Annotated in this window: 12 protein-coding genes and 1 tRNA gene; 2 read left to right on the top strand and 11 right to left on the bottom strand. The window is 62.9% G+C overall.

Features of this window, described 5'->3' with window-relative positions:
* The first annotated feature begins 153 nt into the window (after window positions 1-153).
* A tRNA-Leu gene (locus tag M2339_RS15845) sits at window positions 154-240 on the top strand.
* A gap of 477 nt (window positions 241-717) precedes the next feature.
* Window positions 718-3,717, top strand: a complete 3,000-nt coding sequence (locus tag M2339_RS15850; RefSeq protein ID WP_264606464.1) for a TonB-dependent receptor domain-containing protein — start codon at window positions 718-720, stop codon at window positions 3,715-3,717.
* A gap of 86 nt (window positions 3,718-3,803) precedes the next feature.
* On the opposite strand, the gene pcaF is transcribed toward M2339_RS15850, so the two are convergent.
* From pcaF to M2339_RS15905, 11 genes are all read right to left on the bottom strand, one after another.
* Complete coding sequence (gene pcaF / locus M2339_RS15855; RefSeq protein WP_264587981.1) at window positions 3,804-5,012, bottom strand: 3-oxoadipyl-CoA thiolase; 1,209 nt, start codon at window positions 5,010-5,012, stop codon at window positions 3,804-3,806.
* Window positions 5,009-5,686, bottom strand: a complete 678-nt coding sequence (locus M2339_RS15860) for a 3-oxoacid CoA-transferase subunit B (protein WP_264587980.1) — start codon at window positions 5,684-5,686, stop codon at window positions 5,009-5,011. The genes pcaF and M2339_RS15860 overlap by 4 nt, the downstream gene beginning before the upstream one ends.
* A gap of 13 nt (window positions 5,687-5,699) precedes the next feature.
* On the bottom strand, window positions 5,700-6,383 hold the full coding sequence (locus M2339_RS15865; RefSeq protein WP_264587979.1) for a 3-oxoacid CoA-transferase subunit A: 684 nt from the start codon (window positions 6,381-6,383) through the stop codon (window positions 5,700-5,702).
* 99 nt (window positions 6,384-6,482) lie between these two features.
* On the bottom strand, window positions 6,483-7,781 hold the full coding sequence (locus tag M2339_RS15870) for an MFS transporter (RefSeq protein WP_264587978.1): 1,299 nt from the start codon (window positions 7,779-7,781) through the stop codon (window positions 6,483-6,485).
* A 406-nt stretch (window positions 7,782-8,187) separates the two neighbouring features.
* A complete protein-coding gene (locus M2339_RS15875) occupies window positions 8,188-8,964 on the bottom strand; it encodes a GntR family transcriptional regulator (RefSeq protein ID WP_264587977.1) in 777 nt (258 codons plus the stop codon).
* Between the two features lie 12 nt (window positions 8,965-8,976).
* Window positions 8,977-9,699, bottom strand: a complete 723-nt coding sequence (locus tag M2339_RS15880; protein ID WP_264587976.1) for an HpcH/HpaI aldolase family protein — start codon at window positions 9,697-9,699, stop codon at window positions 8,977-8,979.
* Window positions 9,696-10,532, bottom strand: a complete 837-nt coding sequence (locus M2339_RS15885) for a hypothetical protein (RefSeq protein ID WP_264587975.1) — start codon at window positions 10,530-10,532, stop codon at window positions 9,696-9,698. The genes M2339_RS15880 and M2339_RS15885 overlap by 4 nt, the downstream gene beginning before the upstream one ends.
* Window positions 10,533-10,543: 11 nt before the next feature.
* Window positions 10,544-11,197 carry a flavin reductase family protein gene (locus M2339_RS15890; protein ID WP_264577242.1) on the bottom strand — a complete coding sequence of 218 codons (654 nt, stop codon included), beginning with the start codon at window positions 11,195-11,197 and terminating at the stop codon, window positions 10,544-10,546.
* A 2-nt stretch (window positions 11,198-11,199) separates the two neighbouring features.
* Window positions 11,200-11,829 (bottom strand): fumarate hydratase C-terminal domain-containing protein, encoded by a 630-nt coding sequence (locus tag M2339_RS15895; protein ID WP_264587974.1) that lies wholly within the window; start codon window positions 11,827-11,829, stop codon window positions 11,200-11,202.
* The gene (locus M2339_RS15900) at window positions 11,829-12,695 is read right to left on the bottom strand and encodes a fumarate hydratase (RefSeq protein ID WP_264587973.1); all 867 of its coding nucleotides are present in this window, start codon (window positions 12,693-12,695) and stop codon (window positions 11,829-11,831) included. The genes M2339_RS15895 and M2339_RS15900 overlap by 1 nt, the downstream gene beginning before the upstream one ends.
* Before the next feature lie 56 nt (window positions 12,696-12,751).
* Window positions 12,752-13,627 (bottom strand): amidohydrolase family protein, encoded by an 876-nt coding sequence (locus tag M2339_RS15905; protein WP_264587972.1) that lies wholly within the window; start codon window positions 13,625-13,627, stop codon window positions 12,752-12,754.
* Window positions 13,628-13,629: the final 2 nt, after the last annotated feature.

A 13,629-nucleotide genomic window follows, 5' to 3' on the forward strand; every position in this document is an offset into this window, starting at 1 on the left:
CTGCAGGGCCGCGCAAGTCAAGCCAACAGCCCGATCCCGCGGCGCGTTTCACGCTATATCACGATGAAGTGCGAAGGATGGTTGCATGCCCCGAATCCCTTTGCTAAAGGCCGCCGCCTACCCGGGGGCCATCGGCTCCCACCTCCCTGATGTGCGGTCGTGGCGGAACTGGTAGACGCGCAACGTTGAGGTCGTTGTGGGCGAAAGCCCGTGGAAGTTCGAGTCTTCTCGACCGCACCATTCCCAGTCAAAGATGAGCATTTAGGCCTTCTTTGAGGCGGCGGCGGAAATCGCTGCCGTTTCGATGGCAGCGTGTGCGCCATGCCCGATGACGTGGGATTCGCTACTCTCGCCGACGATCACTTCATTGATCAATATGCGCACATGGCTTCATCGAAGCGGTGAATTATTGCCGCAGACGGGCCGCTTTAAGCGCTCGACCATGTGGGACGTCACGAGGTTGCCACGGTGGAGCTGGCACTCCAGGAGAGTGCGGGTTCTGACAAGGCCGCGATAGGTGGCGCTCCCGACGCGGTTACCTGCTTTGATCCGAACGGCTCAGTTGCTTGCCTAAAAAGGCATACTGACCCAATTGCCGATAGTTGGTTTGCCAAGACCTAATCTCCATCCTAGGATTTACCGGAAAAGTTACCGGTAATCTAATCGGGCGATGGGGAGAGATAGACGGTGCGGCACAACATATCGCGGAATCACTTGATGGCATCTGTTGGGGCGGTCGCCCTGGGATGCATTTGCTCAGCAGCACCTGTGCATGCGCAAGATGGGGAGGGGGCCGGGTCCCCTGAAGCGCGGGCCGCCGCGGAGCAGGAGTCGATCGTCGTCACCGGATCACGCATCCGTACCAGCGGTTTCAACTCCCCTCAGCCGCTTACCGTGATTGGCGCCGAGCAGATCAGGAACCTCGTGCAGACCAATTCGCAGGATGTTCTCAACAGCATCCCTCAGATCACCAGTGCCATTTCCGACACCAACCCGGGCAATGCGTCTGGCGCGGAGGTGGGGTCGGCGACGGCGAACCTCCGTGGCCTGAACCCTTTTTACGGAACCCGCACGCTCACGCTGGTGAACACCCGCCGCTTCGTGCCGACCGGGGACGGCGGGGCCGTTGACCTCAACCTCATTCCCAGCGCCCTGATTGCGCGGGTGGAGACCGTGACGGGTGGCGCCTCGGCCGCCTATGGCTCGGATGCTGTCGCGGGGGTCGTGAATATCATCCTCGACAATAAGATGACGGGCCTGCGCGCGCAGGTTGATTCCGGCCTCACCTTTCGTGGCGACGGGCGCAAGATCCATGGGTCGCTGGCCTATGGCACCTCTTTCGCGGGGGATCGCGGTCACATCATCGTCGGGGTCGAATATCAGGATCAGGACGAGATCGAGAGCTGTTTCAATGCCCGTCGCTGGTGTCAGGCCGGCTGGGATATCTTCGAGAACGCCAACAATATCCTGCCCAATGGCCAACCGTCGGGATACAATGTTCCGGGCTCGCCGGGCTTCGGGCTGCCCAACTATGTTTTGGGCCGGGATTCCGCGCTGGCATTCAACACACCTTATGGCGTCGTGCGCAATCGCGCGCCCGCCCCGCTCGCGGCACGCAACTATCGGTTCACGGCTGATGGCAGGGGAATCGTGCCCTTCGATCAGGGCGAGTTCGTCAACAACAGCACCATCGGCCAGGTCCAAGGCAGCGATGGCATTTCGAACTATGACGATGCCAGCCTTCAGGCCGGGCTGGAGCGCATTGTCGCTTATACGGCCGCGGAATTTGCCCTCAGCGATAGCCTGACGCTTTCCGGAGAGTTCAACTATGGCAAGCGGATCGCCCGAGCCGCCACGCTGACGGCAGGTCCGCGATCCACCTTCTTCGTAAAAGCCACCAACCCTTATGTTCCGCCGGAGCTTGCCGCTCTGCTGGGCGGTGCCTCATTCAGTTTCGGCAAGGATCTTGACGGTCAGATCCCGTCCTACAGCCGCGCGGAGGTGGAAGTGTACCGGGGCGTGATTGCCCTCTCGGGCGATCTCGGGGGCAGCTGGAAATGGGACGCCTATTATCAATATGGGCATAATGAGCGTAATCAGATGCGCAATCGCTCGCGCGTCAACACGCCCTTCACCTTCGCTCTCGATGCCGTTCGCGCGCCGGCGGGCAATGTGTTGGGGGCCGCTCCTGGCACGATCGTATGCGCCGAGTTGTTGAAGCCGAACCCCAACCCCATTGCGGTCGGTTGCTCTCCGGCAAACTTCTTCGGCCTCGACAATCTGACGCAAGCCGCGATCGATTATGTCTATCGGCCGGTGTTCGAGGACTTCGTCTATGATCAGCACGTCCTGGCCGCGAGCATCACCGGCGATCTGTTTGGCGGCATCGGCGCGGGGCCGATCGGCTTTGCGGCGGGCGGCGAGTACCGGACGGAAAGCGGCAATGTCACCCATGGCGACATTCCCAACTATCTTGATTACGCCTTCACCTTCGGCCTCGATTACGGCGGAAGCATCAAGGTGCTTGAAGGCTTTACGGAACTCAACGCGCCTTTGCTGGCCGGGCTGCCAGGAGCCGAGCGGCTCGATCTGAACGGCGCAATCCGGTACACGCGCAACAGCGCCAAGAACCGCATCACCGACGAAGCGAAATCGACGACCGCCACCAGCTGGAAGCTCAGCGCCATTTACGAGCCAGTGCGGGGCGTGCGGTTTCGTGGATCGCGGTCCCGCGATATCCGCGCTGCGGGCTTCCGGGAGCTGTTCCTGCAGCAGGTGCCGACCGATCCTGGCACCTCGCAGGGCACCGTCCGCAATCCCAATGGTCCTGGCGGCAACGCCAATGATGCCACGCCGATCCTGAGCGGCGGCAGCTTCCAGCTGGGCGCCGAGAAGGCCGATACGACGACGGCCGGGATCGTGCTGCAACCTGCCTTCGTCCCAGGTCTGCGCTTTTCGGCGGACTGGTTCGAGATCAAGCTCAAGGATGCGGTCACCACGCTGTCGGGCCAGTCGATTGTCGACCTGTGCGATCAGTTCGACACCTTCTGCGACCGCATAACATTCAACGGCGGCAATCTGGCCGACATCAGCTTCATCGATGCCCGTCAGGTCAATCTGGGCCTGATCACTTATCGCGGTCTTGATTTCGAGCTGGAGTACAATCTTCCGCTGTCCGACGTGGCAAGCAATTGGGACGGCGCGCTCACCCTGCGGGTACTTGCGGCGCATCAATATGATCTCAAGGTCCAACCAGACCCCAATGTCCGCGCCCTCGACTATGCCGGCATGACAGGGCCTCTTGTGGGCCGGGCGGACTTCAATCCGGCGCCGGCGTGGCGGTGGAATGCATCGGTCACTTACAATCAGGGTGGCTTTACGAGTGTCTTGCAGGTGCGGCGGATCGGCTCCGGCATTGGCGACGTGACCAAGGTCGGCCCTGAGGATGAGGGCTATGATCCTTCTCTTCCCAACAGCATCAGCGTCAATCGTTTCGACGGTGCGACCTATGTGGATCTGGCGATGACCTATCGCATCCCCTTCGGCTCGGGCGATCAGAACTTCGAGATTTTCGGAAAGATCGAAAATCTGTTCGATAAATCTCCGCCGATTGCGGTTGCTACCGGCGGGAGCGGCGGCTCGCCTTACCCCACGAACCCGGTGTTCTTCGACACGCTGGGCGCTCGCTTCCAGACCGGTGTTCGGGTGAGATACTGATGCTGAGGGAGGGTCGGTTTTCGGCCCTCCCGTTCAAGGCCGGCGCCTAGCGTGGGTTGTTTCGTGTAAGTTCTGAAACCGCCTGTTCAGACGCGCTCCACCGCCAGCGCCAGACCCATGCCCACGCCCACGCAAAGGGTGGCGAGCCCGCGTTTGCCACCGGTCTCTTCCAACTGACGCACCAATGTCAGCGCGAGGCGGGCGCCCGACATGCCGAGCGGATGCCCCAGCGCGATGGCGCCGCCATGCGCATTGACGTGCGCCACATCGTCCTCCAGCCCGAGCAACCGGAGGACCGCCAGGCTCTGGCTGGCAAAAGCTTCGTTCAGTTCGATCGCGTCGAAGTCGCGGATGGTGAGATCGAGACGCTGCATCAGCTTCTGCGTGGCCGGCACCGGGCCGATTCCCATTAGCCCGGGCTCTACGCCCGCCGCCGCCGCGCCGAGGATGCGCGCACGCGGCGTCAGCCCGAAGGTCTTCGCAGCCTGCTCGGTCGCGATGATCATCGCCGCCGCGCCATCATTGATGCCGGACGCATTGCCGGCGGTGACGGTGCCCTCCGCACCGAACAAGGGCTTCAGCCGCGAGAGCGTTTCAAGGGAGGTGGTAGGGCGCGGGTGCTCGTCGAAGGACATGAGATCCGTCTCTCCACGCACCTTTCCCGGCACCGCGACGGGCAGAATTTCCCCATCGTGAAAGCCGCTGCTCTTGGCCGCGGCGGCACGCTGCTGGCTGCGGAGCGCAAATTCATCCTGATCCGCGCGGCTGATCTGGTATGCCGATGCGACATTCTCGGCCGTTCGCGGCATCGTCTCCGTACCGTAGGCGGCATCCAGCGCTGGATTAATGAAGCGCCAGCCCATTGTGGTATCCATCAACTGCTGATCGCGGTCGAAAGCGCCTGTGGCCTTGCCCATGACAAGCGGCGCGCGGCTCATGCTCTCCACACCGCCGGCCAGCGCAAGTTCCATCTCGCCTGTGCCGATCGCGCGCGCGGCCGCGCTGACGGCCTCCAGACCCGAAGCGCACAGGCGGTTATGGGTGACGCCCGGCACCGTGACAGGTAGCCCGGCAAGCAAGAGGCTCATCCGCGCGACATTGCGATTGTCCTCGCCCGCCTGATTGGCGCATCCGTAGAACACCTCCTCGATCGCGGCTGGGTCGAGTTGCGGATTGCGTTCGAGCAGCGCCTTGATGGGCAGCGCGCCCAGATCGTCCGCCCTTATGCCGGAGAGGCTCCCGCCATAGCGCCCGATCGGTGTACGGATGGCATCGCAGATGAAGGCCTCTCTCATGCCTCTTGCCCCGGTCCGCAGAAGCCTCGCGCTCCGGCCGCGAGCTCCAAGGGGACCCCGGTGAGCGCACGGAGATCGTCAAGGCCGAGGCCATCCACCATGTCGATGACGCGGGCGCCTGCCTGCCCGACCTCGAAGGTCGCAAGATCGGTATACACCCGGGACACGCAGGCCAGCCCTGTCAGCGGATAGCTGCACTCGGCCACCAGCTTGCTTTTCCCCTGCCGGGTAAGCAGGTCCATCATCACGAAGGTCTGCCGGGCGCCGATCGCGAGATCCATCGCGCCTCCGACAGCCGGGATCGCGCCTTCCTCGCCGGTGTGCCAGTTGGCAAGATCGCCGGTCACGGACACCTGATAGGCGCCCATCACGCATATATCGATATGGCCGCCCCTCATCATCGCGAAGCTGTCTGCATGGTGAAAATAGGCGCCGCCGGGCAGCAGGGTGACCGGCTGCTTGCCCGCGTTGATCAGTTCCCAATCCTCCTCGCCCGGCGCTGGCGCAGGCCCCATGGCGAGCAGTCCATTTTCGCTTTGCAGGAAGATGTCGCGGTCTGCTGGCAGATAGTCCGCGATCTTGGTTGGCAGTCCGATGCCGAGATTGACATAGGCGCCCTCCGGGATGTCCTGCGCCACGCGCTGGGCGAGCTGATTGCGATCGCGTCGGTTCATGGCAGGATTCTCCTCATGCGGCGGCCACGCGCCGGCGATCGACCTGCACCACCCGCTGGACAAAGATGCCGGGCGTCACGATCGCTTCAGGATCGAGGGCGCCCAGCGGGACGATTTCGGACAGCTGAGCGATGCACGTTCTGGACGCCATCGCCATGATCGGGCCGAAGTTGCGGGCCGTCTTGCTGTAGACGAGATTGCCCCAGCGGTCGCCGCGGTGTGCCCTGATCAGCGCGAAGTCCGCCGAGATCGGATATTCCAGCACATAATCGCGCTCGCCGATGCGGCGGGTTTCCTTGCCCTCTGCGAGTTGCGTGCCAAAGCCGGTGGGCGTGAAGATGGCGCCAAGGCCCGCACCGGCGGCCTGTATCCGCGCCGCGAGATTGCCTTGCGGCACGAGTTCGAGCTCGATCTCTCCGGCCCGATAGCGCGCGTCGAAATGGTGGGAATCCACTTGGCGCGGGAAGGAGCAGATGATCTTCGCGACGCATCCGGCCCGGATCAAAGCTGCGAGGCCGGTTTCGCCATTGCCCGCATTGTTGCTGATGATGGTGAGGTTGCCCGCGCCCCGCGCAATCAGCGCGTCGACGAGGTCGTCCGGCATGCCAGCGGTTCCAAACCCGCCGATCATCACCGAGGCGCCATCAGGAATATCCGCTGTCGCCTCGATCAGGGATGCAAAGGTCTTGTCGATCATGATGTTAAATCCAGGAGGCAAAAACCGAGTGGATCACGCGGGGTAGGGCAGGGGGCGAACGCCGATCCGCCCAAGGCGCCCATGTCCCGCCGCCATCGGCTAGCCGGAGCGGGTTTGCTCCGTCTCAAACCGGGAGGCGACAAAGATCAGAAAGCCGCCAACGGCCGCCGAGCACGCCACGATTCCCATCGAATAGCGCAACGCGTGGACGCCAAGATCGGCGAAGATCGTATCGTTCATCAGGCCGATGCTGGTGGGCCCGATGAGATCGGCCAGAAAATTGCTGGCGAGGAGCGCGAAGGCCAACCCTGTCGCGCGCAGACCGGCGCCCGATACGTCCATGCAGATGGCAACCGTCGACGCTTGCGACCCCATGATCAGCATTCCGGTCAGCAGATAGGCGGGCATCCACACCCAATAGTCGTCTGCCATCAGATAGGTCATTTCGGCTGGCGCCCCAAGCATCAGCATGATCCCCGGCACCCAGAAGCGCCAGCGATGGTCCCGCCGGGCCAGTCGGTCGGTGACCCATGCGCCGACCAGTGCGCCGATCAGCAAGGCCGGGCCGCGCGAAATTCCCGAAAGCACGCCAATTTCCGTGGGAGACAGTTCCCGAACGCGAACGAGGAAGGCCGGCGCCCAAACGCTGTTGGCCTGCAACGTCACGCCAGCCAGCGCGAACCCGGTGATCACGAGCAGGAAAGCCGGCGAGCGGCGCCACTGAGCCCAGGCCGCTTTCAGGCTGACAGGCGCAATGGCCTTGCCTTGGGCATCCTTCTCGCGCTCCGGCTCGCGCACGGTGAAGATGGCCAACGGCACGAGGATGATCGCCGGCAAAGCCAGAACGTAGAAAGACGCACGCCAGCCGTAGCGATCCGTGACGTAGCCGAGGCTGCTCATCATCACGAGAACGATGATCGCGCCGAAAATCCGCAGGCTCGCAAGGGCCATCCGGCGGTTTTGAGGCGGCACCAGATCGTTGACCATCGCGCTGGAAGGGGCGTTACCCGATGCCTCGCCGATCCCGAGCAGCATGCGCGTGAACAGCAGGCCGACAAAGCTGGTGACCATCCCCATCAAGCCGATGATCAGGCTGTAAAAGCCGAAACCGATGGCGATGATGTCGCGACGGCTGTAGCGATCGGCCAGACGCGCCAGGGGCACGCCGGCGACGGCATTCAGCAGGAAGAAGCCGATGCCCGCGGCCAGGCTCATCTGGGTATCGGTCGCACCGAGCTCGAGTTTGATCGGCTCCAGATTGAGCGCCAGCAAGCCGCGATCGACCATGTTAAAGCCGCTGAAAATCCCCAGGATCGTCAGTGCCCAGAGCTGGTGACTGGAGAATTTGGTGGCGGCTGGCTTGAGAGCGCCACCGGCAAGGCCCGGCCGAGCATCCATAATCAATCCTTCCGAGCAGCGCCGCGCCGAGACCGGACCTCGGCGGGTTCAAGTATGCCGTTGCGGTTGGTATCCTGGGCATCGAAAGCGGCAGCCTTTCGACCGCCGGATGCCCATTCCGCCCGCGAAAGCTGGCCGTTCCCGTCGCTATCCAGCGTCGCGAGGGCGCCCAGCCGGGCCGATGGCGGTAATGGCTTGAGCGTGAAGAGCCCGAAGGCGCCGACGCATGACGATGTCACTGCGCAACCTATGCCGATCAACTGTGGCCAGTTCATTGCATCCCTCCGGCTCGACAGCGCGCCCTCATCAGCGCACGCTCTCCCTCACATAAAACCTATATATCCAGATTAACGGCCTAGTAAAGCGGAGATTGGGAGGAAATGGCCACAAAAGGTCCGTTTCAAGCCTATTTGGACTTGATGTTGAGACGGACGACGTCCCCTCGATAAGTGTTCCGCGCAAACAGCACGAGAATGCCGTCCGCATCGACCACATAGCGCTCGATCTGCGCGACAGGGGCGTTGAGCGGGATCTGGAGAGAGACCGACGCGTCGAGATCCGCTACGCCGATGGTCATGATCTGCTCCACATCGGCAATGGCGAGGCCATCGATGTCGGCGACCAGCTTCAACGCCGTCTTGCTTGTGAACGCCGCGCGCGGAATCTTGTTCGCCCAGCGCTCGGAAATGAAGACCTCGGCGATCATATAGGGCTGGTCATCGCGCCAATGCCGGCGGCTGAGCTTGCGATAGGCCCCGTCGGCAACGCCAAACTCGATCGTTCCAGCGATGCCGACCTTGCGTTCTTCGCCGATCAGTTCGATCTGCGCGCCTTCGCGCGCCTGGAGCAGGCCGAGGAAGTTGGTCTCCAACTGGCACCAGATCTGATCGCGCGGTGCGCCGGTGACGAACGTGCCTTTGGCGCGGTATCGGCGGATCAGACCTTCCTCGGCCAACATGCCGAGGGCCTGCCGGACCGTCTCCCGCGCCACGTCATAGGACAGGGCCAGCTCAACGACGGTCGGTATCTGGCTGCCGACCTCCCACACACCCGTCTCGATATGGCGGCGGAAGACGGCCGCGAGTTGATGATAGCGCGCGATGCCCCGGCTGCCGGGGTCGGCGGCTCCTGCGGGCCGGCCACCGGGGCCTTTCGGATTGGACCGGGTTGAATGCGTGCTCACAGCCTGTCTCCGTTACAAAGAGTCCGCCATTAGCTGCCGGGCTGCCTTCCGTAAAAGGCTTTGATCGCTCCCCATGATATACCAATTGGCACCCATGTCCGAGAAGTAACGGCGCTCCGCCTCACTGGAGACGACGACGCCCTTGATCTTTTCGCTGTCTGCCACGGCCTGAAAAATCGAGGTCACGATCGCTTCGACAGCAGGGGAGGAAGCGTCGCTTTCGCCCAAGGCGACGGCGAGGTCCGCCCGACCGATTACGATCCCGTCGACGCCCTCAAGCTCCAGAATCGCTTTCGCCTCAAGTGCCGCGTCCGGATGTTCGATTTGCACCAGAACAAGGACATCGTCCGCGGCATCGATGACGTCGCGCATCGAGCCCGAGCCGTAATTTGCGTGGCGCGGTGCGCTCGAATAGCCTCTTTTGCCGCCCTTATAGCGGGCGCTCGCGACCACCGCGCGTGCCATCTCGACCGACGCGACATGGGGAACCATGATCCCGGCGGCGCCAAGATCCAGAGCGCTGCAGATCGAGCTGCTCTGGGCGTCGGCAACCCGCACCAACAAGGGCAACTGTGCCGCGCGTCCTGCCAGCATCATGAGATCGAGCATGCCACGGTCGAAAGGGCCATGCTCCGCATCGATCACCGCGAAGTCCGGCTTCTCCAGTGCCAGGATTTCGACAATCTGGGGCGCCGGAGTCTTGATGAACAGCCCGCGAGGCGCTTCCCGGCTCATGCCGCCAGCTCCGCATGGGCCTGATATTCGTGCGCGTTGAACACCCAGCCCTTCGCAATGAAGTCGGCGCGAGGGGGCGCGAACACGTCGACCAGCACATGCTTGCCATCCCCCACGCCTTCCGTGGTGTGGATGATCTCGGGCGGAATGACGACCACGCTGGCAGGGCCGGCATGCAGATGCTGATCCTCCTGCCAGAGCCGCGCATCGCGGCCCCAAGGGGTCCGAAGATGGTGGGTGAACTGGCCTTCGATGGCCAGGCTTGCCTGCTCCAGATCGGCATGGGCATGGGGGCTTAGCGCGCTATTGTCCCGCAGCCCGTCATATTCGACCCAGTTGATGCTCATGGTTTCGCTTTGAAGGAAACGCAGCCTGCCATTGTCGGGCGGAATGGTCACATCTTCGATCCGGTGAATGCGGACATCCCCCCCATGCGCGATGCGCTCATAAGCCTTGCCCACGGGACGCACCCGCGCGTCATGCGAAGCATAGGCGTCGGCATTGCGGGGCATCGCCATGTCGGCCTGCTCACGATGGGTCGCGAGAAGATAGAAGGCCGCGGGCCGGTCCAATTCGAAGGCATAGGCGCCGGCCGGGATGATGACCACACTGTGGTCAGGCAGCGCCATGGCCCGATCTCCGCTCAGCGTTCCCCCGGCATGCGGAAGAAGCAGGATGATCTCCCGCTCCGAAGCGAAGCGATGCGATGCGGCGGGGCCGCTCTCGACCCGCTCGATGGAGAAATTCTGCGCTCTGGCAGCGGTGCGGCCAAGCTCATCGGCAGGAGCGGGCATCAGGTCCACGAGCATGGGCGTTCGCACTGGCTTGTTCATGTGTTCGGCCCTCAATAGGTTGCTTCGTTGGCGCGCTTGAACTTGCGCGCCAGTTCGAAGCTCTCCTGCGTCACCGCATATTCGGCGCCGCCCAGTCGCGACACCGGACGGGCGGCGAGCGTGTCGAAATGCCCGTCTTCGTGCAGATAGCCGGGCGCAATATGCATCCCCACCACCTCGCCGAACGTGACATTCGTCTCCGGGCCCAGATCGCCGCCGCCGAACGAGATCACCTTGATGACCCGGCATTCCAAGCTGCAGGGCGAGGCGGCAACGCGGGGCGCGGCGACGACCCGGCAAGGCGCTTTTTCGATCCCGAAATGCTCGAATTCGTCGACGCCGTAAGGCACCGGCGAGGAGGTATCGTTCATCGCTTCGAGCTGACTGGCAGCGACGAGATTGAAGACGAACTCGCCGGTCTTTCTGACATTCGCCAACGTGTCCTTGGCCGGCCGATCCTCCGGCGTGTTGCAGGAGAACATGAGGATGGGCGGCAGGTTCGAGACGATATTGAAGTAGGAGAAGGGCGCCAGATTGGACTTGCCGTGCTCGTCCACCGTGCTCAGCCAGCCGATGGGCCGGGGGGCCACGATGGCATTGAAGATACCGCGTTTGAACGACGCGCTGTCCTTCGGATCGAAAAAGAGGGGCTGGATGTTGGCCATGATTATTCCGATCTTTCGGCTGCTACGCGACGCTGCTTGAGCGTCTGCATGATTGCGGGCAGGCGACTGCGCGCCTGATCTTCAAGAGACTGGTAGATGGAGCGGCCCCGGGCATCGATGCCGACGGTGAGAGGGCCGAGATTTTCGACCCTCATCTTGCTCAGCCTGAAATGCGATGGAAAATCGCGCCATTCGACGGCGAGAACCTCTTTGATCGCTTCGGACAGGATCGGGCTCCCGCCGCCAAGCAGCGACAGGTAGACGCAGCCTGTTTCTGCCATGACCTTGGCGACGTCCGCGTCCAGGCCGCCCTTGCCGCCAACGATGCGCAGGTCCAGATCCCGGATAAGCTGCGGCATATAGGCATCGAAGCGGCGGCTGGTCGTGGGATTGACGTACTGCACATCATAACCGCCGTCGGGCCGCGCCTCGATCATGTGCGGGAGATGGATGAAAACGCCCTCCATCGCGAGCGGCAGTGGTAAGCCGCGATCAAGACAGTCGATCATCCGCTTGTGGGCCGGCAGGCCGCCGGTGACGACGATATCGCCGCTCAAAAAGACCAGATCGCCAACATTGAGCGCGGCCACCGCTTCCCGGGAAGGCGGGCATGTGATCGAGACGACCGCCATCAGAACAGTCGTTCCACGCGGCCATCGCTATGGAGCCGCGCCTTCGCGCGCCGGTTGATCCAGCAATTGAAGCAGACCGCGACCGGCGTGTAGCCATGGCCGAAAGCGTAATCGATGTGGACGGCAAGCGCCGTGGTGCTGCCGCCAACCCCCATCGGGCCGAAACCCGTTGCATTGGCCGCCTCGGTCAGCCGCTCTTCCATGGCCGCGAGCGTTGGATTGGGGTTGAGAGAGCCGATCTCACGATAGGTCGCGCGATTGGCGAGCTTGGCCGTCAGGTCGAAATTTCCGCCAATTCCCACGCCAACAACGACGGGGGGGCAATGCTGAGACCCCGCTTCGATGATGGCATCCAGCACGCAGGCTTCGATGTCTTCCAGCGAAGGTGAGATCAACGTGCGCAAGGATGCCCAGCGTCCGGACCCGAGCGCCTTGGGCACGCAGGTGATGTCGATATAATCGGCATTGCCGAGCAGATCGACGGTAATGGCGGGCATGTCCTTGCCCGGGCCGCCGCGCTCGTTCGTCAGGGGATTATTGACGTGTTTGAGAAGGGGCGGTGAGATGGTCTCGACAAGATGATCGAAGCCGCGGGTAATGGCGGCCTTGAGGTCGCCCTGCCACTGTGCCGCCCCGCCGATTTCGACGCAATAGGTCGGCACGCCGCTGTCCGAGCAGACGAATGTGTCTCTCGCCTCTGCGAGACGCGCACTTCGCACCATGAGATCGAGCGTTGCCCTGGCGCTCTCCTGCGCCTCATGTTCCCGTGCTGCTTCCAGCGCCTGGATCGTATCCGGCGGAACCCTCCGCAATGCGGCTGAGTAGAGGGATTCCGATATCTCCTGGACCAGATCCTCGGTAATCATGACAAGAGAATACCCATATAACTAGGTTTTAGTTCTAGGAGTCGGGATTGGCACGGTCAAGGCATTTTCATGCTGAGAAGGGCGGCAGGATTGTCTGAAAGGCAGCGACGGAAAGCCTCTTCTCCCATCCAGGACCGGAGCTGATTGAGCAGGGCTGACGGGTCGGGCACCTGAGCGGTCCGTACAAAGGGCCAGTCCGATCCCCAGATCACCCGGTGGGGTGCCGCGTCTACAAGTGCGGATACGACCGGCTGCATGTCGCTATAGGCGCCCGGCAGTGCCGACCGCCGAAAATAGGTCAGCTTGACCCAGGCCATGCCGGTGGCGATGGCATCCAGTAGCCGGTCGAAGCGATAGGTGCCCGGACGGTCATCCGGGGAGAGACCGGCCAGGTGATCGAACACCAACGGCATATCGCTCCCAGCGTCGCCAAGCGCCAGATCAGCGCATTGCTCCAAACTTCCCCACACATGGGCGTGAAGCCCGAGAGCGCGCATGTCGCTGCGCAGATCCTCAAGCTGATCAAAGCCTTGCGTCCCCGGATAGCGACCGCCGTCCGGCCCCGGCACGCCGACAAAACGAAGGGCGACGAGGCCTGCGTCTCTTAATGCTGCCAGTCTATCTCGATCGATCGTCGCGCTGACAGAGCCGACTCCCAGCAGCCGGCCCTGGCCGTGGCGCAAAGCATCCAGCAGGGCGCTATGATCGTCGCCATAGAGGGAGGGCTGGATGAGAAGCGCATGATCGAACCCCAGCCGGTCGAGCGTCGCAAGATGCAGGTCGCGGTCGGCGGACGGAGGCTCGTAAGCGCCGCCTGGTGCGAGCGGAAAGTGCGGACGCGGCCCGAAAACATGGGTGTGGAAATCCCAAGCGCTGGCCGGCAGGATGTGCGGAGGACGACCGTCGCCGGACATTCCGGAGTTGCTGGTCATGC

Source organism: Sphingobium sp. B2D3C (assembly GCF_025961835.1).
GTDB lineage: Bacteria > Pseudomonadota > Alphaproteobacteria > Sphingomonadales > Sphingomonadaceae > Sphingobium.